Annotated in this window: 21 protein-coding genes; 10 read left to right on the forward strand and 11 right to left on the reverse strand. The window is 42.8% G+C overall.

Annotation, left to right across the window (positions count from 1 at the left end):
* Nucleotides 1-67: 67 nt before the first annotated feature.
* The 9 genes from AB1Y31_02110 to AB1Y31_02150 all read right to left on the reverse strand — a co-directional run bounded on the left by AB1Y31_02110 (nucleotide 68) and on the right by AB1Y31_02150 (nucleotide 9,555).
* Complete coding sequence (locus AB1Y31_02110) at nucleotides 68-1,516, reverse strand: aldehyde dehydrogenase family protein (protein ID MEW4981960.1); 1,449 nt, start codon at nucleotides 1,514-1,516, stop codon at nucleotides 68-70.
* 47 nt (nucleotides 1,517-1,563) lie between these two features.
* A complete protein-coding gene (locus AB1Y31_02115; protein MEW4981961.1) occupies nucleotides 1,564-3,009 on the reverse strand; it encodes an aldehyde dehydrogenase family protein in 1,446 nt (481 codons plus the stop codon).
* Between the two features lie 161 nt (nucleotides 3,010-3,170).
* Complete coding sequence (locus tag AB1Y31_02120) at nucleotides 3,171-4,607, reverse strand: FAD-dependent oxidoreductase (GenBank protein ID MEW4981962.1); 1,437 nt, start codon at nucleotides 4,605-4,607, stop codon at nucleotides 3,171-3,173.
* An 11-nt stretch (nucleotides 4,608-4,618) separates the two neighbouring features.
* On the reverse strand, nucleotides 4,619-4,852 hold the full coding sequence (locus AB1Y31_02125; GenBank protein MEW4981963.1) for a non-oxidative hydroxyarylic acid decarboxylases subunit D: 234 nt from the start codon (nucleotides 4,850-4,852) through the stop codon (nucleotides 4,619-4,621).
* Nucleotides 4,849-6,330 carry a non-oxidative hydroxyarylic acid decarboxylases subunit C gene (locus AB1Y31_02130; protein ID MEW4981964.1) on the reverse strand — a complete coding sequence of 494 codons (1,482 nt, stop codon included), beginning with the start codon at nucleotides 6,328-6,330 and terminating at the stop codon, nucleotides 4,849-4,851. Before AB1Y31_02130 ends, AB1Y31_02125 begins: the two co-directional genes overlap by 4 nt.
* Complete coding sequence (locus AB1Y31_02135; GenBank protein ID MEW4981965.1) at nucleotides 6,330-6,773, reverse strand: cytochrome c; 444 nt, start codon at nucleotides 6,771-6,773, stop codon at nucleotides 6,330-6,332. The genes AB1Y31_02130 and AB1Y31_02135 overlap by 1 nt, the downstream gene beginning before the upstream one ends.
* Nucleotides 6,770-8,338: an FAD-binding oxidoreductase gene (locus AB1Y31_02140; protein ID MEW4981966.1), complete on the reverse strand. Its 1,569-nt coding sequence runs from the start codon at nucleotides 8,336-8,338 to the stop codon at nucleotides 6,770-6,772. The genes AB1Y31_02135 and AB1Y31_02140 overlap by 4 nt, the downstream gene beginning before the upstream one ends.
* Nucleotides 8,339-8,353: 15 nt before the next feature.
* Complete coding sequence (locus AB1Y31_02145; protein ID MEW4981967.1) at nucleotides 8,354-8,938, reverse strand: hypothetical protein; 585 nt, start codon at nucleotides 8,936-8,938, stop codon at nucleotides 8,354-8,356.
* Nucleotides 8,939-8,976: 38 nt separating this feature from the next.
* Nucleotides 8,977-9,555, reverse strand: coding sequence for a UbiX family flavin prenyltransferase (locus AB1Y31_02150; protein MEW4981968.1), 579 nt, complete (start codon nucleotides 9,553-9,555; stop codon nucleotides 8,977-8,979).
* A 73-nt stretch (nucleotides 9,556-9,628) separates the two neighbouring features.
* On the opposite strand from AB1Y31_02150, the gene AB1Y31_02155 reads away from it, so the two are divergent.
* Both AB1Y31_02155 and AB1Y31_02160 read left to right on the forward strand, forming a co-directional pair.
* Nucleotides 9,629-9,862, forward strand: a complete 234-nt coding sequence (locus AB1Y31_02155) for a hypothetical protein (GenBank protein ID MEW4981969.1) — start codon at nucleotides 9,629-9,631, stop codon at nucleotides 9,860-9,862.
* Nucleotides 9,863-9,948: 86 nt separating this feature from the next.
* Complete coding sequence (locus AB1Y31_02160) at nucleotides 9,949-11,637, forward strand: sigma-54-dependent Fis family transcriptional regulator (GenBank protein ID MEW4981970.1); 1,689 nt, start codon at nucleotides 9,949-9,951, stop codon at nucleotides 11,635-11,637.
* A gap of 23 nt (nucleotides 11,638-11,660) precedes the next feature.
* On the opposite strand, the gene AB1Y31_02165 is transcribed toward AB1Y31_02160, so the two are convergent.
* Entirely contained in the window at nucleotides 11,661-12,728 is a 1,068-nt protein-coding gene (locus AB1Y31_02165) for an AraC family transcriptional regulator (GenBank protein MEW4981971.1), read from the reverse strand.
* A gap of 115 nt (nucleotides 12,729-12,843) precedes the next feature.
* On the opposite strand from AB1Y31_02165, the gene AB1Y31_02170 reads away from it, so the two are divergent.
* Together AB1Y31_02170 and AB1Y31_02175 are read left to right on the forward strand one after the other, a co-directional pair.
* Nucleotides 12,844-13,773, forward strand: coding sequence for a fatty acid desaturase (locus tag AB1Y31_02170; protein ID MEW4981972.1), 930 nt, complete (start codon nucleotides 12,844-12,846; stop codon nucleotides 13,771-13,773).
* Between the two features lie 198 nt (nucleotides 13,774-13,971).
* Nucleotides 13,972-14,100, forward strand: coding sequence for a hypothetical protein (locus AB1Y31_02175; protein MEW4981973.1), 129 nt, complete (start codon nucleotides 13,972-13,974; stop codon nucleotides 14,098-14,100).
* A 115-nt stretch (nucleotides 14,101-14,215) separates the two neighbouring features.
* Here AB1Y31_02175 and AB1Y31_02180 read toward each other — a convergent pair whose 3' ends face one another.
* Nucleotides 14,216-15,277 carry an alcohol dehydrogenase gene (locus AB1Y31_02180; GenBank protein MEW4981974.1) on the reverse strand — a complete coding sequence of 354 codons (1,062 nt, stop codon included), beginning with the start codon at nucleotides 15,275-15,277 and terminating at the stop codon, nucleotides 14,216-14,218.
* Between the two features lie 253 nt (nucleotides 15,278-15,530).
* Here AB1Y31_02180 and AB1Y31_02185 point away from each other — a divergent pair, with 253 nt between their 5' ends.
* The 6 genes from AB1Y31_02185 to AB1Y31_02210 all read left to right on the forward strand — a co-directional run bounded on the left by AB1Y31_02185 (nucleotide 15,531) and on the right by AB1Y31_02210 (nucleotide 24,483).
* Nucleotides 15,531-16,523 carry a YCF48-related protein gene (locus tag AB1Y31_02185; GenBank protein MEW4981975.1) on the forward strand — a complete coding sequence of 331 codons (993 nt, stop codon included), beginning with the start codon at nucleotides 15,531-15,533 and terminating at the stop codon, nucleotides 16,521-16,523.
* A 2-nt stretch (nucleotides 16,524-16,525) separates the two neighbouring features.
* Nucleotides 16,526-18,865 (forward strand): MMPL family transporter, encoded by a 2,340-nt coding sequence (locus tag AB1Y31_02190; protein MEW4981976.1) that lies wholly within the window; start codon nucleotides 16,526-16,528, stop codon nucleotides 18,863-18,865.
* Between the two features lie 156 nt (nucleotides 18,866-19,021).
* Entirely contained in the window at nucleotides 19,022-20,989 is a 1,968-nt protein-coding gene (locus tag AB1Y31_02195) for a DUF1302 family protein (GenBank protein ID MEW4981977.1), read from the forward strand.
* A gap of 99 nt (nucleotides 20,990-21,088) precedes the next feature.
* Nucleotides 21,089-22,390, forward strand: coding sequence for a DUF1329 domain-containing protein (locus AB1Y31_02200; protein MEW4981978.1), 1,302 nt, complete (start codon nucleotides 21,089-21,091; stop codon nucleotides 22,388-22,390).
* Between the two features lie 238 nt (nucleotides 22,391-22,628).
* Nucleotides 22,629-23,990, forward strand: a complete 1,362-nt coding sequence (locus AB1Y31_02205; protein MEW4981979.1) for a Rieske 2Fe-2S domain-containing protein — start codon at nucleotides 22,629-22,631, stop codon at nucleotides 23,988-23,990.
* A gap of 1 nt (nucleotide 23,991) precedes the next feature.
* Nucleotides 23,992-24,483, forward strand: a complete 492-nt coding sequence (locus AB1Y31_02210; protein ID MEW4981980.1) for an aromatic-ring-hydroxylating dioxygenase subunit beta — start codon at nucleotides 23,992-23,994, stop codon at nucleotides 24,481-24,483.
* Nucleotides 24,484-24,895 lie beyond the last annotated feature (412 nt).

The following is a 24,895-nucleotide window of genomic DNA, read 5'->3' on the forward strand; positions in this document are numbered from 1 at the left end:
ACCACCCTAGCCATTATGAGAATGAGCTAAGGCGGTTCGTTCAATTCAATAAGCTTAATACCAGCGCTTAGTGTGCGGCTGCCTCGTCAGTCGGTGTTTGAATGGTAATCCATTTCCACTCGGTAAGTGCTTCTACATCCACTTCAATGCCTTCACGGCCAAAGCCGCTATCACCTGTGCCGCCGAACGGAACATGTGGTTCGTCGTATAAGGTAGGTGCGTTGATATGTACCATGCCAGAATCAATATTCTCTGCAAAGTCTAAGGCTTTATTGAGATTATTAGTGATGATAGATGAGCTTAGGCCGTATGGTGTGTCATTAGCCATGTTGAGTGCAGCATCATAATCTGTTACGGAGTAGACAGAGGTGACAGGGCCAAAGGTTTCTTCATAGCAGACGGTCATATCTTCGGTGACATTGGTTAAGATTGTAGGTTGGCAACGGTTACCTTCCCATTCTCCACCCGTGACTAGGGTTGCGCCTTTTTCAACAGCATTGTCAATATGACCACGTACGCGATCGCGTTGGCGTTGTGAAATAATGGGCCCAAGGATGGTAGACATCTCACGTAAATCGCCCATAGAAAGTTGGCTGGCGGCTGCTTTGTAGGCGGCTAGGAATGAGTCGTAAATGCCTTCTTCAACAATGATACGGCTTGAGGCCATACAGGCTTGCCCTTGATACAAGAACATGCCGAAAACAGCGGTTTTAACGGCCAGCTCAAGGTCGGCATCGTTAAGAATGACTAACGGGCTTTTGCCGCCCAATTCCAATACTGCGTGTTTCATACCTCGGCCACAGATTTCGCCAATGTGTTTGCCGACACGGCTTGAACCGGTGAACATGACTGTTTTAACTAACGGGTGACTGTTTAATGTGTCGCCAACATCAACACCAAAGCCTGAAACAACGTTGATGGAACCTGCAGGGAAGCCCGCTTCATGTAAGAGTTGTGCAAAACGGTAGGAAAGTGTCGGTGCTTCTTCTGAAGGCAGAAGTACAACCGTATTTCCCGTTGCTAGTGGCGACGCCACTAATTTTGCAGCTTTAATTAACGGCACATTAAACGGTGTGATAGCCGCTACAACTCCTAATGGTTTACGTACACTCATACTAATTTTACCGGCTGTGTCAGACGGCATGGTTTGGCCGGTAACGCGACGAGCGATGCCTGCTGCTGCACGTAGGTGGCCGATAGCATACTGAATTTCAAAATTGGCTTTGTTGATAGGTGAGCCGATTTCATCAATTAAAATATCGGTAAATTCAGCGCGATCTCTTTCTATCAAATCAGCAGCTTTACAGAGCATACGTTCGATGTCTTTAGCCAATGTTTTGCTGTACGTTTGGAAACAAGCGTGAGCAGCGTCCACAGCCTTGTTAATATCGGCATCATTTGATTCGGCTGCTTGGCAATAAACCGAGTCATCAAGTGGGTTGAGTACCTCAAAATACTTGTTACTTTCAGGCTTTGTGTGTTCGCCATTGATCCATAGTTCGTGTTTTACAGTCATGAGTTATCCTTAGAAATTATTTAAATTGTTAGCGTGGATAGGCAGAATTAATGTGCCTGATCGTACCCCGGTAATTGAATGGTAATCCACTTCCACTGCGTCAGAGCATCGATATCAACATCAACCCCTTCACGTCCAAAGCCACTATCACCAACGCCACCAAATGGAACATTTGGCTCATCGTAAACACTTGGAGCATTAATATGAATCATGCCGGTTTTAACTTCATGAGCCAGCATAAGCGCCTTATTAAGGTCATTGGTGTGAATAGCACCACTAAGCCCATAATGCGTATCGTTTGCGAGTGCTAACGCCTCATCAGCATCTTTAACAGAATAAATTGAAGTAACTGGGCCAAAGGTTTCTTGACGACAAACGGTCATTTCGTCGGTGACACCGGTCAAAATAGTCGGTTGGCATCGATTGCCTTCCCATTCGCCACCGGTTACGAGTGTGGCACCTTTTGCGACGGCGTCTTCAATATGCGTGCGAACTCGGTTACGTTGTCGAGGTGAGATAATAGGGCCAAGAATGGTTGCTATGTCGCGTAACTCACCCATTGAAAGCTGTTTGGCAGCGGCGCTATACATTTCAACAAATTGTTCATAAATAGCTTCTTCAACAATAATACGGCTAGATGCAATGCAAGCCTGACCTTGGTAGAAGAACATACCAATAATGGCATTTTGCACCGCAAGACCAATATCTGCATCGGCCAAGACGATATAAGGGCTTTTGCCACCGAGCTCTAAAACGCAAGGCTTCATGTTTTTACCACATAGCTCGCTAATGTGTTTACCAACAACGCTAGAGCCGGTGAACATGACCGCTTTCACCAATGAATGGCCAGTTAAGAAATCACCAACATCAACACCAAAACCAGACACTACATTTAAGCTACCTGCCGGAAAACCTGCTTCTTCCATAAGCCGTGCAAAGCGGAAGGATACGGCGGGGGCTTCTTCGGATGTTAATAGTACAACGGTATTGCCGGTAGCCAGAGGCGATGCAACCAACTTGGCCGCTTTCAGTAAGGGCACGTTAAACGGTGTAATGGCGGCTACAACGCCCAAGGGTTTACGCACACTCATGCTGATCCTACCTGGTGTGTCAGATGGCATGGTTTGCCCAGTGACGCGGCGAGCTGCACCAGCGGCAGCGCGTAGTTGCCCAATAGTTTGGCTAACTTCAAATTGCGCCTTGTTCATCGGTGAGCCCACTTCATCGATCAATATCTCAAGAAACTCTTCACGGTCACGTTCTAGTAAGTCAGCGGCTTTGCATAGCATCGCTTCACGGTCTTTTGCTAGGCTCTTGCGGAACGTTTGGAAGCAGGCATGTGCGGCGTCAACGGCTTTATTTATATCGGCTTGATTGGATTCGGCAGCTGTACAAAACACGCTATCATCTAATGGGTTTAAAACATTAAAGTATTTTCCTGAAGTGGGCTTGGTGTCTTGCCCATTGATCCATAAATCGTAAGTCTTAATCATAAGTATTTCCTGATATTTGAGTGTTAGTGAAAGTCAATATTGCTTATTACGTAGACAAAAAGTGGTGGCTGGAGGTTTAAAGTGTGTCGGATAATTAAGCGATATGCTTATTGCAAAGCTTAACTATCCGACAACTGAATACTTGATATTGAATGCTGTCCTTAACCAAAGACAGATTTTGGGTCGAGCGCATTTTTAACGCGTTTTTTTAGCGTTTGGAGACCGGGAAGGCTAACGGCATCGACGGCTTCTTGCAGATCGGCATCCACCAAACAAGCAGGGTAGCCTTGGGCTGAAAAATCGTTAATGAGTTGCTGCGCTAAACTTCTAGCTTGCGTTAGCTTTTCTGCATCTCCCGTTGGGTACAAGATTTGTAGCTGGCTCATCATTGTTCGCCAAGTTAGCGCATATTGACTAATGATTTTAAGTTTTTCAGGGTTATTTAAATTTTGCAGTAAGGCTTCCATTTTATTCGCATCATCGCCGTCGATTGGGCTGGAAAAATGAACATTGATTGATGAGTACGCCGCTAAGTTTTTATTAATAGCGTTGAACTTGCCGTTCATTTTCATTTCACGTTGTGCCCACACCGGGTTGCTGCTGGTGGCCTCTTGCAGTATAAATTTGCCGCCTTCAATTTGACCAAAAGCACCGCTAATGGCTTGCCATAAAAAATCAACGTTGGCGGGAATGTTGTAGAGTGCGCCGTACATGTTCCACTGGCCTAACTGATGTTTTTCAGCCATTTCATTATTGCTACCAATTTGATCGACTGCTTCGTCAGCAAACTGTAAGGCATCTGACTGTGCTGATGCCACGGTCACGGTGTTAGGTACCAACATGTTGATTTTCATGCCACGCATAATCTCAATCGCTTGATTGAGGGCTGCTTCATTCGGTAATTGAAGGGCAAAAGGTTTGTAGGCTGGTGCTTTAGGCATCAGCCAAATACCTACTTTAGTCACAATGCCTAGACTCGATTGGGTGAAAGTACCGTCAAGATAAGGGCCAAAGCCATATTTAAATAATTGCCATGAATTACTTTTAGGCATCGCACCCATTCCTGTCCTGATGAGGCGGCCACTGGCGAGCATGATTTCCATACCACACTGCATCATCAGGTGGTCACCATAAGGCGTGTAGCCATAGCTTCTATTGGAAATGCCGCCGGATACAGACTGTGTTGAATTTTTGTCAAAATCGACCACAAAAGGAATGTTATTGGTTTCCAAGTACGTATTTAACTGGGCGTAGCTAACGCCAGGTTCGACAAGCGCGTAGGCCGCTTTGTCGTTGACCTCAATAATTTTATTGAGCTTTTTGAGGTCAATCACCACAATCGCACCTTCAGCAGGAATAGGCGCGGTGTTGATTTCGCCTGGGCTTAGTAGGTTAAATAACGAAAAGTCTTTATCCGTTGAGATAACCAGTAAGTCCTTTAATTCATCTAAATTGCTTGGGGTAACTACGGCAGCCACTTCACGTGCTGAGTTGTTAATTCTATCCGCTAAAAACTGGTATTCAGCATGCTCTTCAGTCAGAGCGCTAATGTTATCGGCACTAAATATAGTGCTTAGAGTTTCAATAATGGTTTTCATAATCAGTTGGTCTATTTATATTGAGCCGGCGGCATAATAACGGGGTAAGACTTTTCAGGGTCGACTCTAAAAAATGCCTCGCGTTTGTCGTAATCGATAGTAGTAGCGGGTTCGCTGTCGCGCCAAGTGAATTCACAACTGACGCAGTGAAAAATGCTCCAGACTAATTCACCTTGAGCGTTAAGCCCCTTATGTTCCGTGCGTATTTTTTCTTTTGCTGCTTGACAACGTGGGCATGTGCTCATGAGCTCTCTCCATTTTGTAAGACCTGAATAAGTTTCGCTATGGCATCAATTTCAGGGCCTGCGGGTGGGGTAACTATTTTTGAGTCAGAACCGAGTTTATCCGGTGGCATAAAGCTAGTCGCATCAATAATTAAACGATGTCCTTTACCAGCAATTTCGGCGGCTGGGTCAATAGGAATTAACGGCATATTTGGGATAACGATGGTGTCATCAGCTCGGGTGCGAGTAGATAATGCCCACATCACCTCGTTAAGATCGAATGGATCAACGTCATCATCCACCATAATAAGGTTTTTAAGATACATGGTGCCATGAGGCGTACCTAGCGCGCGCATGGCGACGGATTTTGCAAACCCAGCAAATCTATTCTTAACCGAAATAATCCCTGTAAGGCCATGTTGGTATAGTGCGTTAACGGCAACAACTTCCGGGAAGTCTTTGACTAATTGCGCGTAAATAGGGGCGGAGGTGTTAAGTCCAATTAAGGTGTCGTGTTCTGTCCAACCTCGGCCAATGTATATATTTTCAAAGATCGGGTCAGTACGGTGAGAAATGGCGGTGACTTTAAAACGAGGTATTTTTCTAACGCCACTGTAACTACCCGGGAATTCACCAAAAGGGCCTTCCAAGGTACGAACGCCATTCATCAGCTCTGCTTCAATAATCATTTCTGAATCAGCAAGAATATCCATGCCGTTGCCAGATTTTGTTAAGCGAAGAGGGCTGCCCATCATTTGCGACGCATACGCAAATTCAGATTCGTCGTAACCCACTGGAGTTGCAGCAAACATGCACATGGCAGGGTGGTTGCCTAACATCACAGAAATTTTTAGTGGTACGTTTAGCTGCTCGGCGGCCATGATGTGACGGCCCATGTCGTGAGCCGGAATAGAGAGCAGAGTGAACTCGCCAGGTGCTTGGACTTGAATGCGATAGATGCCGACATTTTGTTTGCCAAAGTTATCAGGGTCAGTAGGGTCGCGACTAACGACGTTGGCCTTGCCAATATAAAAACCACCGTCGTACTCATTAATTCGATATAGAGGTAGCAAGTCGTATAAGTTGAAATTTTCGGTGATGCGGTTTTCGTTAACCGGTGCGGCTTCAGGTTCGATAAAGTCGAGCAGTGGTTTATCGTCTCCCCAGCGTGAAATAATGTCATAGAACAACTCTTTAATGGTTGTTCCCTTGGGGTGGCCTAATAATAAGGCAAGGTTAGTGAAGCTACCGTGCACACCAAGAACAAGTTTTTTGCCGGGGTAGCCGGCAATATTACTAAAGACCACGGCGGGGCCATTCATCGAATCCCTACCCGCGGCGACAGCAATATTGCGGATGTCAGGCTCTGGGTAAACTTCGTCGCTCCAAGTAATGCATTGACCGTTTTCTTCTAGAAATTCTAGGAAGTCCCTTAGGCAGCCAATACGTTCACCAACTTCTTTTGCTTTAGCGGATAGAGGCTTCTTTACAGTACTCATTATTTACCTTCCTTTGGCACATAGGCCTTGGCGTTGTCGACGATATAGTTTGATAAATTATCTAATTCAGAATTGTTGAGGTCGGTTGGGCGAAATGGAGGCATTTCGAGCAGACCATCTCTAACAACATACTTGATGTAAGCGGGGGTTAAATCCTTACGTTGCATGATAACGGCCAAGTCTTTTCCACGAACCAAGGCGAGCTGTTTAGTCGCTGCGTGGGCAGTACCGGGGTTGTGACAGCCGGCGCAATGGAGATCAAAAAGAACCTTACCTGAGCGGTTGCTGATCGTGCCTTCAACGGTTGGTTCGGGCGTTACAGGTTCAGCTATAACGGCAGCTGCAGGAGTTTCTTGCTGTTGTACAACAGCGGGCGCGTTAGTTTGTTGCTCGCAGGCCATCAGCGTTAGAGCGCTTAACGCAATAATTATGTGTTTTTTCATGATGTAGCTCTTAGATTTTTTGGCCAAATTCCCATTTTCCCAGGTGACAGAATGCCGTTAGGATCCAGTTCATCTTTTAAAGCGTGATGGGTATCCCAAAGCGCGTTGTTATTCCAACCATAGGTGCCCGCAATTTGATCCATGAAGGATAAATGGGTGCGGTATTCACCGTAGCCCAAGGCGGCGGCATCGTCTACTAGCACGGCGAATAACTCGTGTGCGCGTTTCTTCTCTTCTTCGTTCATGCGGTCAAACATCAGCATAAAGATGTGATGCTGGTCTCTCCAGCCAATTAGAAACTCACCGATGTAGTCAAAACCATATTCATGAGAGCGTTGGCGAATCATTTGATATTGATTCATCGAGTCTTTTCCGTCGGCAGCTGAAATGGGTGAGAAATTGATATGACCACCACCGCCTATCCAGTTTAATAAACTGAATTCGGTCATATTGGGCTCACCTTTCATGAGCTTTACACGGTAGTCCCAGCCGGGATCACCTTTGCGGGTATCATCAAAGTGAAATTTAGCGCCGGGAATACCGCTAAAGGTATCGCGAATGATTTCCATGTTGTTTTTCATCATCGGTTCTGGCCCGTAGACAGCAGCGTAGTAGTTCCAGATACCGAGGTCTAAATCTTTGGCCATTTTTTTCCGGTTGCTCTCTGGCATCGGGCCTTTTCCGGTGTAGTACTGGCGTTTACTCACCGACATGGCTGATTCCCAGATAAGGTCAACGGTCATCGGTGCATTGTGAATAACCTGATTTAGTCTTAACGGAAGCGTTAGGTCGGTGACTATTTCAAGGTCTTGCTCGTTTTCAAGCGTAATCATAAAGGGTGTGTAGCCCGGAGGTTCTGGCATAAGCCAAATGCCCATGCGGGTAATAACGCCAAAGTTTGATTGGGTGAACAAGCCATCAATGGCAGGGCCTTGGCCGTACTTATACAGTGCGCCAGATTTACTGTTAGCGGTGGTGTCCATGCCGGTTTCGACAACGGTGCCATCGGCTAAAACAACTTGCATGCCGCATTGCATTAATAAGTGATCGCCATACGGGGTATAGCCCGCACCATGGTCAGAAGTGTTGCCAACAAAGCCGCCCCAAGCAGGCGCAGCGCAGTCAATCCACAGTTTTATACCTTTTTCTTGTAGGTAATTGTATAAGTCATAGTAACTAACACCGGGCTCAACAATGGCATAACCATGTTTTTCGTTGACCTCAAGAATTTTATTCATGAGCTTTAAATCGAGAACGATATAGCCCGGTTTACGGGGCGCAGGGCCGCCGTATGCAAAATTCTTCCCCGTTGAAATAGTCCAAATGGGTATTTTGTAGTTATTAACGATAGAGAGAATTTTTTGAATTTGCTCAACGTTTTTAGGTGCGACAGCGGCGGATGGCGCAAAGTCGGCATCATTAGTGGTGTTGTATGGGTCGCGGTAACTTCTTAGTTCTTTTATATCATCTAAAAAGACAAAGTCCTTACCGACAACTTTTTCAATCTCAGCGATAGCAGCATTCAGCTGATTTAATGTGATGCCCTGTGGGAGTGGTTTAGTCATGTTTATTCCAAGCGGTTAAATATGTTTAGGGGAGCTAAGCGACCAAGACACTAAAAAGTCATGTTGATCAGTATCGGGTAGAGATAGTTGGGTTTTGCTGGTGATAAACTCTGAATTTCCACGCGGCAAAATACGCATATTATTAGCGAGCCACTGAGGCCACTGCGCTTTTGCATTTTTGAGTGAGGACGCAATAAGCTCAGCCGAATCTTTAGACGTTGAAACTTCGTGTACTAAGGTGTCGTTGGCGTATCGATGTGTCGCAGAATATTGGGTGTAAAAACCAAAATCTTTAGCTACTTGTTCGAGTACAAAAAAATCAGAGTCTCGGGTGAGGCCTGTGATTTGGCCATTAGGGGATTCTTTGCAAAATTTTCTGAGTAAGTCAAAGTGCTGGCCAATATCTAAATCAAGGTTGGAGTTTTTGTCCTCCACGTTAGAAATAAAGTGCTTTGAATTTAAGGCATGGTCATCAGCAAAGACGAGCAAAGGAATATCTTGTGAACTTGCTAATACTTGCTGAAGCGCCAGTGACGGGGTTGCTAATAAGGCTATGTTGCTAGCCAATGCGGATTTAATGAATGTGCGTCTGCTTAACATAAGCTCCTCTTTACATTTTAATTTAAGGGATTTAGCCTTTATGGGTTTGTAAGGCCTTTCCAACGTTTGACATAATCTACATTAGAAATATCTAATGTGTCTAGTATTCTTCCAACTGTGTGGTTAACAATATCGTCAATAGTCTTGGGTTGCGTATAAAATGCAGGTACAGGTGGCGCGATGATGGCACCCATTTCAGATAGTGTTGTCATGTTTCTTAAATGAACGAGGTTCAAGGGAGTCTCCCTAGTCATTAAAATAAGTTTCCGGCGTTCTTTTAACACCACATCGGCGGCTCTTGAAACGAGGTTATCGGCAATGCCATTGGCAATACAGCCGAGTGTTTTCATTGAGCACGGTGCAATGACCATTCCATGAGTAATGAAAGAGCCGCTAGATAATGTGGCACCAATGTCTTTTGGGCTATGTGTCACATCTGCCAATGCAGTGATTGTTTTCTTATCCATATTAAGCTCATATTGAGCGGTTAGCGCACCAGCACTAGACAGGATCAAGTGAGTCTCAACATCGTCAACCGTTTGCAGAATTTCAAGCAAACGAGTACCGTAAATGGAGCCGGTGGCACCGGTTATAGCGATAATAATTTTCTTTTTCATGCGACCTTATTATTGTTAGATTTTATGACACTATCGTCAAACAAAAGTAGCGTCAATACTAAGTGAGGATAAAATGACAGAAAGCACCATTTCACTAGAAGATAAAAAAACCATCATTATTGACTTTCTTATGCAGTGTAATAACTACAGCGAGTCGATGCTTGATAAATATAAAAAACAGTTATTGGACGAGCAGCTGAATGAGTCGGCGGACCAAAAGATACACGACTGGACTGTTTACAAAGACTTTAATGATTACGCCATTAGAGAACTTAATGGCAGAGAGTTAGACGACTGGTTGATTTAACTATTTTATGAAATCATCAAATTTAATGAAATGGTCAAATATATGTTCTATGATGATTTTACTCCTATGACACGTTGACTTTAAGCATGGCAAATAAAACTGATTATAAATTACCACCGAGTGATGACTTAAAAGACCGTATTCGTTTTTCTTATGAAACAGGGCATATTTGGTTAGGTGAACAACGAATGCTGTTACTGCATAGCGCAGCAGCAGGTTCAATACGTAAGGAATTGGTTGAAACGGTCGGTATTGAACATGCTAAAGGCGTGATGATGCGGACAGGCTTTCAAGCTGGCCAAGCCGATGCAAAGCTGGCAAAAAAGATGCGCCCAGATGCATCTGAATTAGATCAGTTTCTTGTTGGCCCGCAACTTCATCAATTGGAAGGGCTTGTGCGTGTGAAAGTGCTTGAAATGGAAATTGATGTAAAGAAAAAAAAGTTTCACATGGAACTGGTTTGGGAGAACTCATACGAAAGTGAAGTGCATAAAAAGGAGTATGGTGCTTCCGATAAACCGGTTTGTTGGATGGAGGTGGGTTACGCCAGTGGTTATAGTTCTGAGTTTACCGGCCAATCCATTATATTTGTTGAGGAAACATGTAGCGCTTGCGGTAGTGCGGGCTGCTTAGTTATTGGCAAACCGGTTGCTGAATGGGATAACCCTGAAGAGCTGACTAAATACTATAAATCAGAAAGTATTGTTGACCAGATTCTTGATTTGCGCGAAGAAGTCGATAGCTTACGATCCACAATGACGGATCTTGCAAAAGAAGAACAACATATCATTGGTGATTCTAAGGCGTTTAAAAATTCATTGGCATTGTTGCAAAAAGCCATTCAAGGGCCAGTAACTGTTTTACTGTTGGGCGAAACGGGGGTTGGTAAAGAACTATTTGCGCGATCTTTGCATCGCAGAAGCTGTAGAGTGAATAAAGAATTTATTGCAGTGAACTGTGCGGCCATACCTGATGACTTGTTAGAGGCAGAGTTGTTTGGCGTAGAAAAAGGTGCGTACACGGGCGCTCATGAGTCACGAAAAGGGCGTTTCGAACGGGCAAGTGGTGGCACACTGTTTTTAGATGAAGTGGGTGATTTATCTTATTCTGCACAAGCTAAATTATTGCGTGTGTTGCAAGAAGGTGAGTTAGAGCGGGTCGGCGGGACTAAAGTCATTTCAGTTGATGTAAGAGTTGTTGCCGCAACGCACGCGGATTTACTGGATAAGGTTGAACGAGGTGAGTTTAGGCGCGATTTGTTTTACCGGCTAAATGTTTATCCGATTATTATTCCACCGCTTAGGGAGAGGCAAGGAGATATTTCCTTATTGGCTAGCAATTTTGTTGATCAGTACAAAGCTAAGTACCAAAAAGAGGTTAAAGGTATTACTGGGCATGCCATGGCTCAATTAGATATGTATCAATGGCCGGGGAATATCCGCGAACTTGAGAACGTCATTGAACGCGGTGTTTTGCTTTGCGAAAATGGCGGTTACATTGAGCTTGAGCATCTATTTGCCATGATGAAAGTGGAAGAAGCGCCAGAAGAAGTAGTGGATGAGAATGGTCAGTTAAAATCACTTAAAAAGGGTGTTTATAAGCAATTCGTGGAAATGTTTTTTGAGGCTCAAAATAACCTTTTCGAAATTGAGGAAACTATTCTTAAAGAAGCGGTAAAAAGGTCTAGTGGTAACTTGTCGGGTGCCGCTAGGAAGTTGGGTATGAGTAGGCCGCAATTGGCTTATAGGCTCGGGAAAATAGAAGAGGATAAATAGGGTTTCTATTGCTCAACGCTATTCTAGTGTTTTTGTTGTTTCCTATATTGTTGAGGAGTGAGCCCGAACCAACGTTTAAAACTACGCCGGAAGTTAGCCGGGTCTTGGTAACCAAAAATGATTGAAAGAGTGTTCACCGAAAGGCTACTACGACGCAGGTAGTTTGCAGATTGAAATGCATAGACACTGTCTTTGATGGCTTGGTAGGAGGTATGTTGTTTATTGAGTTGACGGATGAGCGTTCTTGACGAGACATTCAATACTTGGGCAACGTGTTCTAAAGTAATGTTATGGCCCAAATGGCTTGAAATATAATCATGAACATCGCTGCTTATATTAATGGTTCGCTGTAACTGGCGTGAAGATTCTTGGCATTGTTCAAGTGCCAAATGATACATTTGACTATCAGCATTGGGGTTCTCGATGTTTTTTAATGCCAACGGTAACTGAATTTCAAGGTGTTCAGCATCAAAATAAACAGGGCAATGAAAATAATGGTGATAACTTTTGGCATAATCAGGCTTTGAGCTATTAATGCACAGTATTGCTTCATCCATTTCTCGGCCTAAAATAAACTCAATAACGTGCTGTAGCAACATAAGCATTGCCTCAACAAAAATCATATGGGCAGTTTTTAGGTTCTGCGTCAGTGTTAAGCGAATAATATATTTATCATCACGGATCATGGGGTTGTACAGGATAAATGGAGTGCGTATATGACTGTATTTTTGGAAAATTTCGATAGCGTCAGATAATGTGGGGCTATTGATGGCAGCCCAACCAACCGGGCCATGAGTAGAAGGGTGAAGCAAAGAGCCTAATAGTAATCCTATGGCGGGGTTGCCGGACATTTTCTGAGTATTCAAAATAACGGATACAAACTGATCTAGTGAAACATAATCACTGTTATGCAATGTTTCGGAGGTTAGCCCAACTTCATGGAGGATTTTTTCCGTTGATATACCCTCGTTTTCCAATGTCCGTATGGCTATTTGGATATAGCTAACGGGCAATGTTTTTATTGTTGACATGCTGAGATGATGATGGGTTTCAATTGGTAACTCAGGAAGTTCGCTTAACTTGATTGTCACTTATTGACACCCATGTGTCAAATAATGACACTGGTCTGGCAGTGCTGATTGGACATATAATTACTGTTCGAACGAAAAATAATGTTCGTTTATTCTAAAATATGAGGAGTATGTAATGGCGACAATAGAACAAGAATTGCCGAAAGAATCGCCGAGTGAGGCGTTGTTTCAGTCTTACCTTAAAGCACCAACACTAGCGATCCCAACTGTTTTGATTTTCATTGGCGTTATGGCCGGTCTTGCAACAGTCTGGTATTACGCATTAGCGGGAGCGCTTCCCTTGTGGCAAGGCGCGCTTATGAATGGTCTCTTAACGTATTGGTTGTTTAGCGTTATTCATGATGCGTCACACCATTCATTGTCTAGTATTAAACCGATTAATGAAACACTAGGTGCCATAGGCCTGTTTTTCTTATTTCCCTATGCGCCGATGGTTGCGCTTAGATGGGTGCATAACAAACACCATATCCATGCAAATGGCCCTATGGATCCTGACCGTTTTGAACATGATGCAACATGGTGGCAAGCACCATTCAAATGGTCTTTCTTTGACGGATATTATATTTATTACTTCTTTAAGTACGGAATGAAAGTTGTAAAAAGGCATTTGGTGAGCCTTATCATGTACTACTCAGCTCTAGTGGCTTTGTTTGTTACGGCATTGTACTTTGGGTATGGTTACGAGTTATTTATGTTGTGGTTTATACCGTCACGCATCACCGTATTTTTGATTTGTGTTGTGTTTGTTATTTTGCCTCATGCGCCAGGTACAGTGGGCCAAGAACAAGATAAATACATGGCAACAACAATGCGTATGGGTTGGGAGTGGCTATTAACACCAGTATTGGTGTATCAAAACTATCACTTGATTCATCATCTCTGGCCAGAAATACCGTTTTATAAAATGCATAGGGCTTGGTATTTAAAGTATGACGAAATCAATGCTGAGAATATCAGTGTGCAAACTGCTTTTGGTGTAACACCGGCCAATATTGAATCTCATATTAATTTTGATCATTCAAAGCACCCAGTGGTACCAGCTTAAATAGCTCTACATAATGGTCCAATAAAAAAGCGCTTTTATAAGCGCTTTTTTATTGCTTGGTCGGAACTCATAGCTAAGGAAATTAACTAGTAATCGACGTTAGTTTTCTTTTTTGTATGACACATAGTCCTGAAGCTGCATGTGCTAAGTATTGATATTTATTACATATCGTAGGCAGTAGTGGTAGCTGCGCTTTACATGGATTATGGCGATGAAATATTTATGCAGTGGTTTATTCCTTCGCGTATTTCATTTTTTTTGATATCAGTCGTTTTGTCATTAGCAAGTCAAACAGCATTTGGCATTGAATCGGCGAATATTGACTAACATATGAATGTTGAACATTCAACATTTAAAGCGCGAGCATAGAGTTAAGTTTTAGGAAAGGCACAATAAAAAGGCTCCTATTTGGAGCCTTTTTATTGTGTTTGGGTTAGGGATGTTATGGTCGTATCAACACCTTTAAGGCATTATCAGACTTTTTATAAAAGGTTTCAAAAGCTTGATCAATGTTATCGAGGCTAAACTCATGAGAAAAATATTCAGCAGGGTTGATAACGCCGCGTTCCATGAGTCGTATGCCTTCCCACATAAAAGGCTGCACGTTGGCAAAACCGTTCATGTGTAAGCTGATATCGCGTAAAAAAACGTCGGCTAGCACTAAATTAAATTCTTGGTCACAAAAAACACCGATCGCGGCAATGGTGCCGCCAGGGCGTATGATGTCTATACACATTTGTAAGGTTTCTGGGTAACCGACTACCTCAATGACTTTATCAAAACCTCGGTTGCTGGTTAATGCGAGTGCTTTTTCTTTCCAACCTTCTTTAGTTGAATTGAAGGTAGTCGCACCTTTTTTAGCAGCAATAGCTAGGCGGTAATCAAGCTGATCAATGCAGATAACTTGCCCCGCAGACTTGCCCAAGGCAATATCCATTGCCAACAAACCGGTAGGGCCACAACCAATAATTGCGACGTTTTCGCCGGGTTGAATATCAGCAAGATTGTTGGCGATTATCGCAGACGGTAAGCTGCAAGAGAGTGAAATTGCCGATGCATCATCGATGGCGTCGGGTACTTTAATAGCATGTCCGTCGGCATACGGTAAAATCAACGCTTCTGTATGGGTGCCGTTTAAATCACCAAAAGGCATACCAAAACCATACACAGCTTTTTGTGTGGTTTCGCAATGTGCTGTTTGCCCCACTTCGCACATATAGCAATCACCACAAGAGCATGAGTAAGCCATAGAAACACGGTCACCTTTTTTGAATTTTCCTACGCCATTACCTACTTCGGTGACGCGACCGATGAGCTCGTGGCCAATTTGTGAATGTCCGCGTTCCAAAATAGGGTCCATTGCGCCACGGTACAAATGTAAGTCAGACCCACAGATGGATGTAGCGTTGACCTCAACAAGAATTTGATGGGGCTCTTCAATGCTAGGCTCGGGTTTTTCGCCGCAGCGAATATCTTCAGGACCATAATAAATGGCAGTTTTCATAGTTAACCCCTCTTAATTGTTTATTTAATTGTAGTGACTTAAATCATTAAACATTTAGTCATTTAATGACATAGATCATCTTATGAAAATATAGTACAGAAGAAAAGGCAAATACAGGGATCTACTTAAACGCTTTAAACGGACTAACGTTAGGTATTTAAGTTGTAGCAAGGTGGGTGGTTTGGTGTGCTCGGCACGTTAAATGCCTCCTGTTTTTTTTGGTTAGAACTAAGTGATTTTATCGAGAGGGAAAATGAAATTTCACACATTATTAATACCGTTTACTTGTGTAATGCTCGGAGCTTGTGAAGCACCTTTGGTGCTAGATGGCGTTGAGCAATCAAAAACAGAAGCCATCCATCGTACAGACCGTATTCAGGCGGTAGCCTCATCAGGCAATGACATTGTTGTTGCTGGTATTGGCTTTATTTTGAATTCTAGTGATTCAGGAGAAACATGGAGTCGTACCCAACCCGTGGGGTTACCGGCCTTTATTAGCGCAACGATTTGCCCTAACAAAGATCAAGTGGTTGTATCAGCTGAGAAGCAAGCGTGGGTATCAACCGATAGCGGTAAAACATGGCAAGCAAATGATTTAGCAACTGAAGAGGCACCACAGTTTCTTAGTTGTTCAGCTGACAATAGGTTATGGGTTGCTGCGAGTTTTAGCACGATCTTAAATAGTACTGATCAAGGACGAACTTGGCAGCAAACGACATTTGATGAAGATCTCATTCTTACGTATATAAATTTCTTTGATGCGCAAAACGGTATAGCCGTGGGTGAGTTTGGTAGTGTTTTTAGTACTGTGGACAGTGGCGAGAACTGGGTTCAAAAAGACGAACCAATTCCAAACGACTTTTTCCCATTATCGGTTACTTTCGCTGACAGTTTACATGGTTGGGTGGGTGGTTCTAGTGGGGTAGTTTTCCAGACTAGCGATGGTGGGAGCACTTGGAGAAGAGAGGCAACCGGTACAGATGCACCTATTTATGGTTTGTCGGCCAGTAAACTTGGTGTGTTTGCGGTAGGTGGTTTTGGAACATTTCTGGAAAGAAAACAGGGGCCGAATGAAGTGGCTATTTGGCAAGACTCAACAACGGTTGAGACAAGGTCTTATTTGCGTGCTCTTACACCCTTAGGTGATAAGGCGCTCATTTTAGGTGGGGGGGCAGGTACATTACAGGCATTGATTAATGGTGGTTTGGGGTATATGTCAATTGCCAACATTAAGGGCGGAGAATAATCATGGGTGCTATAACAAAGCAACTTAAAAAAATTGACCGTCTGGTGTTTGCATTTCCTAAAGTGACTGCATTGATCATTTTGGCGATTAGTACATTCTTTGCGATGCAAATTCCAGGGGTTAAGATGGTATCTAACTTTGCCGATTTATTACCGCAAGAACACCCCTATATTCAAACACATAACACGCTTACCGAAACGTTCGGTGGCGCGAATACGGTGATTGTGTCGCTAAAAGTAGACGAAGGGACTATTTTTACTAACGACGTGTTGAGCAGAATTAAACGCTTAACCGACAAAGTCGATGCGTTGCCTGCTGTGAATCATAATTTAGTTAATAGCTTAACGCATAGAAATACTCGTCGAGTGTGGTTAAACGAATATGGAACCATGAAGTCTGCGCCGTATTATGACCCACTTAAAGAGCATTATTCTGAAGAAGAGTTGCAGGCGATGCAAAATCAGGTTGTGGCGAATCCGCGCGTGTATGGCCTATTAGTTTCGCCAGATCTTAAATCTGCACTCATAAAAGGTACGCTAAATGAGGGTGACTTAGACTATGAAGAAGTCTTTAATGCGTTGGCAAAACTTAGGAATGAAGAAAAAACTGATGGGTTAACAATCTATGCCAGTGGCCAACCAGTATTAGTAGGCTGGGTAACAAGTTATGTTAGTGAGGTCATTCAAATTTTTGGCTATACCTTAGCCATTTTATTGATTTTGTTGGTAGCGTATTTTAGAAAGTTCTATGGTTTACTGTTACCCCTTATTGGTATCGCCTTGACGACGACTTGGGGCTTGGGAATGTTGTCGTTGTTGGGCTATAACCTAGATCCATTGATGCTAGTTGTACCATTCCTTGTATCTGCAAGGGCTATGTCGCACGGTGTTCAAATAGTGGAACGCTTTTATACCGAACTGGGTGAAAGTGGGGATAAACAAACAGCCGCACGTAATACCTTTGAGGGTTTGTTTAGGCCAGGCTCTTTAGGGGTTATTTCAGACGCTATTGGTTTGTTGCTTATTTCATTAGGCTCTGTGCCAATTAACGATAAATTGGCGATATATGCGTCACTTTGGGCGGGTAGTGTGATTGTTACGGTGTTGATTTTACTGCCTGTACTACTTGAGATTTTGCCGCACAAGCAAGCTAAAAACACTGAGCATGTGCTTTTGCAAAAATTATTTCCAGTTGTCTCCAAAATATCGTGCACCCCCAACGGTGCACTAGCAACGTTATTTGTTTCGTTTGGTTTAGTGATTGGGGGTGCCTATTTAAGTTCAAAGGTGCAAATTGGTGAGGCAGAGTCAGGCTCTCCATTGCTGTATGCGGATCATGACTACAATATTTCTTCTAAGGCGATAAACCAAGCGTTTCCCGGTTCGGAAGAAATGTTTATTTTGGCGCACTCCGATAAAGAACATGGTTTGAAACACCCCGATGCGATTAAAGCATTGGCTGATTTTCAAAACTATATGATGCTTGATCCTGAATTAGGCGGCACCAAAGGGTTGCCAGACTTGCTCTCTCAAGCCAGTCGGATTATCCGAAATGATGATCCGCGTTGGTTGGTGTACCCAAAAGATGAGTTTGAATCGGGTGGCCTAATGTTCGCTTATATGATGTCGAGTCCCATTCCGGGGGCCCTGTTAGAGTTTATTGATCCAGATGAACAAAACGCCAATATTGTTTTCTATTATAAAGATCATAAAGGTGAAACGATTCGCCGTGCTATCCATATGGTTAAAGAATGGAGCAATAGTGCAGCGGCACAAGTAGAGGGTTTCTCGCTTAAATTAGCGGGTGGCTTAATTGGTGTAACGGCGGCGGTTAATGAAGCGTCTTACCAAACCAACGTGATAGTTATCCCCTTGGTTTTTTTGCTTATATTGGTATTTGTTACTGCATTTTACTGGTCTATCCATGCGGGTTGGCTAATGTTGCTCGCGATGGGTTTTGCAACAACGTTAACGTATGCCTACATGGGCATAGTTGGGTTGGGTATTAACGTGAATACCGTACCTATCTTGGCTGCGGGCATTGGTATTGGTGTGGATTATTCCATCTACATTATGGATAAAATTAAAGAGCAGTACGCTAAGCTCGGTAACTTTGAGGCGGCTATTCAAAAAGCGATTAATACCACCGGTGTCGCAATTGGTTTCACTGCTTTTTCACTCATCGCGGGTGTCATTATGTGGGTGCTGTTATCAACCATGAGGTTTCAAGCGGATGCAGCTATGTTGTTAATTGTTATGTTGCTGCTCAACGCCTTGGCCGCTATGTTCTTAGTACCTGCATGGGTTATGACATTCAAACCAAAGTTTATTGTGGAGAAGTAATCATAAGTTCAAATCATTGATTTGGTGAAAATTTAAGTGGTAAAAGCGCTCAAAAAGTTGTTGCTGTTTTTTTGCGTTGCAATATCAAAGGCAGCATTAGGGGAAGCTTATAGGTAGTAAGTTTTTTTGAAATTAAAAAAAGAGTAGGGAGACACTATGAAGAATAAGAAATGGCATTCTAGGCCATTAGCTACTATTGCACTGATAGGGATGGCGGTACTGCCCTTGTCGCAACAAGCGGCTGCGGGCATTAATACAGGTGATGATACGTTGGAGATCAGTGGTTTCGTCGAAAATGCAACGTACTTTCGTGACCACGTTGGGTTGTCAAAATTCCGCAATACACTGCAATTAGAAGGTACAAAAATACTGGGTGGTATCGGTGCGTTTGATGAAGTTAGTATTAATGGCACTTTTCGTGCGACATATGACGGAGTTTATGACCTGAATTCTGATGAATATGGTGATGGTGCTGGTGGTGCAGTATTTTTAACGCCGGTAATACCTGCGACCCCTGCTGGTTTTAATGTAGCGCCAGGGGAAGGTATTCCGCTAGGTAACCTTACAGCACGCGGGCTTGATAATTCTGGTCTAGAAATTTTAGGTCAAAGTCGCCATAGCACCTCGGGAAATGGTGTGGAGTTGGTTGTTCCTGTGCGTCCGTGTGATAAAGACTCGCGTGGTTGTATCGGCGGGTATATGGATGACACATTAAATGATTTACGTTATTCAGATTTCAATGATCGTTGGGATTTTATACGTGAGTTATATGTAAACGCTGTGATTGATATGGACAGTGGTACGACTTTCAATTTAAGTGTTGGTAAAAAACAAGAAGTTTGGGGTCGTACTGATTTATTCCGCGTATTAGATGTCATCAACCCGGTTGATTATTCTAGGAATAATATTTATGACGAATTAGAAGATACGCGTATTCCTTTGTGGATGGCAACTGCTGAATGGCAGTTTGGTGCGAATAACTTATTGGATGACATGAATGTTCAGTTTGTTTGGATATTTGACAAGTTTAGGCCTAATAAGTTGGGTCAATCCGGTACGCCTAATCAAATTCTAGGTGCGGGCGAATTGTTTCGTTCGTTAAACCTATGCTGGGAAGAAGGCTGTACGACATCTGTATTTGCCGGTGCGGGACCGGATGATGCGAGTATTGCAACTAACTTTGGCCCTGGTGTTCTTGGTGTTCGTGATGCACACCTGCCTGACTGGTCTCTGGATAACACACAGTTAGGTGTGAAATTTGAGGGGGTTTATGGCGATATTGGCTTTTCATTAAATGCATTCTATACACGATCTCAGCTACCTTCATTGAGAGGGGGTATTCCATCAGACAATCCATTTACAGGGTCAGTTCTAACAGAGAGTGGTCCCTATGGTAGTATGATTGAATCTCAGTTTTATAGCCATTTAATATCATTTGATATTCACTTTCCACGTGTCTTTTTAATGGGTGGTTCGCTGGATTATTATTCAGACCCACTAAAAACGGCATTCAGAGTTGAAACAGCATGGACGAAAGGTGAGGAGTTTGCTGACACGACTCAAGAGAGGCTTTTTTCTGAATCTGAAGTGGCGCGTTGGGTAATTGGTGCGGATCATAATTTGTTTATTCGCTCGATTAATAAAAATAAAGCGTTCTTAATTTCTTTCCAAACTTTTGGGCAGCATATTCTGCAACATCAACGTGAAACCCATAAATTTGGTGAATCTGGCATGCCTGATAGAAAAGACAATTATATTTCTACCTTGTTAACCAAAGGCTGGTGGATGAATGACCGTTTTAGTGCACAAATAATTCAGGCTTACGATTGGGGTGCTCAGGCTTACGTGGTCTCACCATCTATTGACTGGTTGATTGATGATCATTGGCGTTTCCAGTTAGCTGCGAATATCAAGTTTGATAACGGTGCTGAAGATTTTTCTGACTGTACTAAATGTAATCCATTTGCACCATTCACTGTCTCATCTGACCCTATTCATGCGACAGGTATGTCAGGCGATGCTGGTTTAGGTGGCTATGAGCCATTAGGTCGTTTCATTGACGGGCCTATCGGTACGGCACGAAATGAAGATGAAATTCAAATGACAATTCGTTACCGCTTCTAAGGGACGCTAATAAAGCAGCATTCACTTAGTTGAATGCTGCTTAGGTAAAAACTCTAGGACTAAGTATTGATTTAAGGAGATTTAAATAAGATGAGAAAAATGACAAAAAGTTTATTTGGCGCGGCGCTATTAAGTGTAGCTGCAAGTGCGTCGGCAGTGACGGATGCAGATATTGATAATTCGTTCCAACCATATACGAACGGCTTCCCCGTAGCAGACGGTGTTGTGGCTGGTTTGGTAATTAATAAGGCTAATGTGGATAAATATGCAAGCGTCCTAGACGCTGGTATGGTTAAGCATATTAAAGATGATTGGGTAGAAATCACGGTTGGTGACTCACAGGATATTATCCTTAATCAAAGTTATATTGATGCCACTAAAGCGGGTTCTCAAAATGTAAAGCTTGGTGCTAAAGTTGGCGAAATAGAAGGTTATGTTGCTGGCCGCCCATTCCCAATAGAGCCCAATCTAGATGACCCTCGTGCAGGTGAAAAAATGGCCTGGAACTTTCAGTACGGTTATAACTGGGGCGATGGCGCGGCTATTTCACCGTTCTACTGGAAATACCGAAATATGAAAACAGCGCAGGTTGAACGGACAATTAAGTTTAATTTTTATTTCCTAAATTTAATGCACCGCGTGAACCATGAGCCTAAACCTGAAATTACGCCGAACCCAAGTAAATTGTTCCGTGCTATTTATTTGAATGTATCAGAGCCTTTCGATGTTAAAAACACACAGTTGTTGATTCACCGTCATAAAAACGATTTAAAACGTGATAACGCTTGGTTGTACCTAGGTTTTCAACGTCGTGTGCGTCGTTTAGCAACGGGTCAAGTGACCGACTCTTTCCTAGGTTCTGACATTATGATTGAAGACTTTGAAGGTTATAATGGCCGTATATCTGATATGAACTGGACCTTCAAAGGCACAAAAAACATGTTGTTGCCTGTGTATGATTCATCTAAACAAAAGCGTACCGATGAGTTTAAGGAATCTGATGGCTATACCTACACAACGTATCATGGGAAAGGCGGTTGTTTCCCAAACGTGAATTACTCATTAAGGAAAGTATATGTTGTAGAGTCTGTGCCGATTGACCCTAACCATCCAATAGGTAAACGTGTGCATTATATGGATGCGCAAACCTTCACATTGCCACGTACGGTCACTTTTGATCGTCAGGGTAAATATTGGAAATCCTGGATGATCGGTCAAGCACACCCAGATACTCACTTACCTGCGAACAAGGGTAGTGGTGTTGCAATTGACGATGCCTTTGGCATGATGGATGTGCAGGCCATGCATTGTACAACTGGCCAGTTTAAAGGTATTGTTGATCCAACATTGGTTAAAAAGAAACAATTTAGCGTGCAGTATATGCGTTCATTTGGTAAGTAATTTTTTATAGTAGGGAATTACAAAAAAAAGCCGGCGGTTACGCCGGTTTTTTTTGTAATCAGGTTAATGAGGAGATAATGCTTCATCAGCTAATAAAAATGAGGCTGATCATATTTATAGGAAAAATAGAGTGACTCATGATAAAAAAAATGAGATTGATCACCTTTGCGCGAGAAACAGAATAATGGGTTAAAAAAAAGTGTTAGATTAACAACTGGTTACAATTAGAGGAAGAATAATGGGTAAGAAACAAGATATAGATTTTGCAAGTTATTTAATTGACGATAAAGAGAACGGCATTTATCGGGCGGACAGAAAAGTATTTACTGATCCAGAAATTTATGAATTAGAAATGAAATACATCTTTGAAAAAAACTGGGTGTATTTGTGTCATGAAAGTCAAATAAAAAACCCCAATGATTTTTTCACTGTATATATGGGTAAACAACCCGTTATTGTGACGCGTGATAAAGACGGTGAAATTCATGGTTTCATTAATGCCTGTACTCACCGTGGCGCGCAGCTTGTTAATACTGGGTGCGGCAACAAAAGAAAAATGGTCTGCCCTTTCCATATGTGGACGTTTGATATGAAAGGCAAGCTGCTTGACTGTGGTGAGCACAAAGGCAACGTTGGTTATAGTGATAGTTTTAGTAAGGATGACTTAGGTCTACAAAAAATTGGTAATATCGAAAGTTACCGAGGTTTTGTATTCGGTGTTTTAGATGATAATGCGTGCACTCTAAAAGAGTTCTTAGGTGAAACGACGCAGTCAATTGATTTAATGGTTGACCAGGCCGATGAAGGTCTTGAGATTCTGCCAGGAAAAACGACTTATACATACAATGGTAACTGGAAGTTACAAGCCGAGAATGGCGTTGATGGTTATCATTTAGAAGCAATTCACGGCAACTATGTGATGACAATTGCAAACCGTAAGAAACTGCAAGCCGAAAATGACGCGGTTAAATCTGCTGACGTAGGTGCATTGGCTAGTGGTACTGCTGAAGAGCTTCCAGGTGGGTATTATCATTTTGGTAATGGTCATGTGATGTTATGGGCAAAATTTCCAAATGCTTCTGATCGGCCGCTTTATGTGGGTGGAAAGATGCCTGAGTTGCAGAAGAAGTTTGGTGAGCAAAGAGCTGAATTTATGGGCGGCTATTTACGAAACACCTGTATCTATCCAAATATGTTTTTAATGGATCAAATGAGCACGCAAATTCGCCATTTCCGTCCTGTTTCAGTCGATAAAACTGAAATTACTACTTATTGTATTGCCCCTGTGGGTGAGTCTGATGATGCGCGAGAACGTCGTATTCGCCAATATGAGGATTTCTTTAACGCAACGGGTATGGCAACGCCAGATGATTTAACGGCATTCAATAATAGCCAGCTTGGCTTTATGGGTGAAAAGGCGCGTTGGAGTGATATGTGTCGTGGTGCGAAAAATGTTGTTGAAGGTCCTGGGCCATATGGAAAAGCTTTTGGGATCAACCCTGAAGAATCAGGTACAAACCTTGAAGATGAAGGGCTGATGGTAGCGCAGCATAAAAACTGGGCGGATATGATGAATAAAGCACAGGCGGAGGAGAAATAAGGTGGATGCTTCTACAAAAGAACAAGCAATAGACGTAATTATTAATGAATCGGCTGCTCTTGACCATAGGCAGTGGGATGAATGGGTTAATTTATATACAGAAGATGCGACATATTGGATGCCCGCTTGGATTGATGAGCATACTTTAGTCAGTAACCCTAAAAGAGAAATTTCATTGATTTATTATGGAGACCGTTCGGGCTTGGAAGACAGGGTCTTCAGAATTCGTACAGAGTTGTCGTTTGCGACGACGCCACTTCCACGCACTTGCCATATGAATTCAAATTTTAGAGTGTCTGAAAATGATGCGGGTGAAATAGTTATTCATTCGTCTTGGGTGACGCATTGTTATAGTTTAAAAGTTTCACGTGCTGCATTTGGTGTGCAAGAGCATCGTTTACGTAAAACCGACGATGGTTTGAAGATTTGTTTTAGAAAAATAACCCTACATAACGATATGGTTGATACAGTGCTGGATGTTTATAATATTTAGTTAAGAGTGATGTTGTTTTAATAAAAAGCCCGCGTAATAATTTGCGCGGGCTTTTTTTGTGTGTGGAAAAGCTAAACTAAAAAGAAATGACCGATTTCTAAAGCTTAGAGATTGGTATGGTAGAAAGCGTCTCTAAAAGCATCATTAATTGTGTTTGTTGTTTAAAATACTGATATAGCTAGGGTTGATTAGGTCGGGCGCGGTCCAGCCATCAATGTCATATTCGCTCAAGCATTTATCTGCAAAGCCTGTTAACTGGTCGGCCAGTTACTACTTGGACAGAAGATCTAATTGGTGGTGGTATTTTCTATCATACCGGCGTGTTGAATGAGGCATTTACAACGCTCTATACCTAGTTTAGCTGCCACGAAATTAGTTGGATTAATATTTAAAAGGCCGTGTATTTTTAGCA

This window comes from Cycloclasticus sp. (assembly GCA_040743155.1).
Lineage (GTDB): Bacteria > Pseudomonadota > Gammaproteobacteria > Methylococcales > Cycloclasticaceae > Cycloclasticus.

What these genes read in the sequence shown, in the direction of transcription:
- AB1Y31_02170 (MEW4981972.1), top strand. Translation starts at nt 12,844, where the DNA reads ATGGCGACAATAGAACAAGAATTGCCGAAAGAATCGCCGAGTGAGGCG.
- AB1Y31_02200 (MEW4981978.1), top strand. Translation starts at nt 21,089, where the DNA reads ATGACAAAAAGTTTATTTGGCGCGGCGCTATTAAGTGTAGCTGCAAGT.
- AB1Y31_02130 (MEW4981964.1), bottom strand. Translation starts at nt 6,330, where the DNA reads ATGAGTACTGTAAAGAAGCCTCTATCCGCTAAAGCAAAAGAAGTTGGT.
- AB1Y31_02120 (MEW4981962.1), bottom strand. Translation starts at nt 4,607, where the DNA reads ATGAAAACCATTATTGAAACTCTAAGCACTATATTTAGTGCCGATAAC.
- AB1Y31_02140 (MEW4981966.1), bottom strand. Translation starts at nt 8,338, where the DNA reads ATGACTAAACCACTCCCACAGGGCATCACATTAAATCAGCTGAATGCT.
- AB1Y31_02175 (MEW4981973.1), top strand. Translation starts at nt 13,972, where the DNA reads ATGGATTATGGCGATGAAATATTTATGCAGTGGTTTATTCCTTCGCGT.
- AB1Y31_02125 (MEW4981963.1), bottom strand. Translation starts at nt 4,852, where the DNA reads ATGAGCACATGCCCACGTTGTCAAGCAGCAAAAGAAAAAATACGCACG.
- AB1Y31_02145 (MEW4981967.1), bottom strand. Translation starts at nt 8,938, where the DNA reads ATGTTAAGCAGACGCACATTCATTAAATCCGCATTGGCTAGCAACATA.
- AB1Y31_02110 (MEW4981960.1), bottom strand. Translation starts at nt 1,516, where the DNA reads ATGACTGTAAAACACGAACTATGGATCAATGGCGAACACACAAAGCCT.
- AB1Y31_02155 (MEW4981969.1), top strand. Translation starts at nt 9,629, where the DNA reads ATGACAGAAAGCACCATTTCACTAGAAGATAAAAAAACCATCATTATT.
- AB1Y31_02160 (MEW4981970.1), top strand. Translation starts at nt 9,949, where the DNA reads ATGGCAAATAAAACTGATTATAAATTACCACCGAGTGATGACTTAAAA.
- AB1Y31_02150 (MEW4981968.1), bottom strand. Translation starts at nt 9,555, where the DNA reads ATGAAAAAGAAAATTATTATCGCTATAACCGGTGCCACCGGCTCCATT.
- AB1Y31_02195 (MEW4981977.1), top strand. Translation starts at nt 19,022, where the DNA reads ATGAAGAATAAGAAATGGCATTCTAGGCCATTAGCTACTATTGCACTG.
- AB1Y31_02205 (MEW4981979.1), top strand. Translation starts at nt 22,629, where the DNA reads ATGGGTAAGAAACAAGATATAGATTTTGCAAGTTATTTAATTGACGAT.
- AB1Y31_02185 (MEW4981975.1), top strand. Translation starts at nt 15,531, where the DNA reads ATGAAATTTCACACATTATTAATACCGTTTACTTGTGTAATGCTCGGA.
- AB1Y31_02180 (MEW4981974.1), bottom strand. Translation starts at nt 15,277, where the DNA reads ATGAAAACTGCCATTTATTATGGTCCTGAAGATATTCGCTGCGGCGAA.
- AB1Y31_02190 (MEW4981976.1), top strand. Translation starts at nt 16,526, where the DNA reads ATGGGTGCTATAACAAAGCAACTTAAAAAAATTGACCGTCTGGTGTTT.
- AB1Y31_02135 (MEW4981965.1), bottom strand. Translation starts at nt 6,773, where the DNA reads ATGAAAAAACACATAATTATTGCGTTAAGCGCTCTAACGCTGATGGCC.
- AB1Y31_02115 (MEW4981961.1), bottom strand. Translation starts at nt 3,009, where the DNA reads ATGATTAAGACTTACGATTTATGGATCAATGGGCAAGACACCAAGCCC.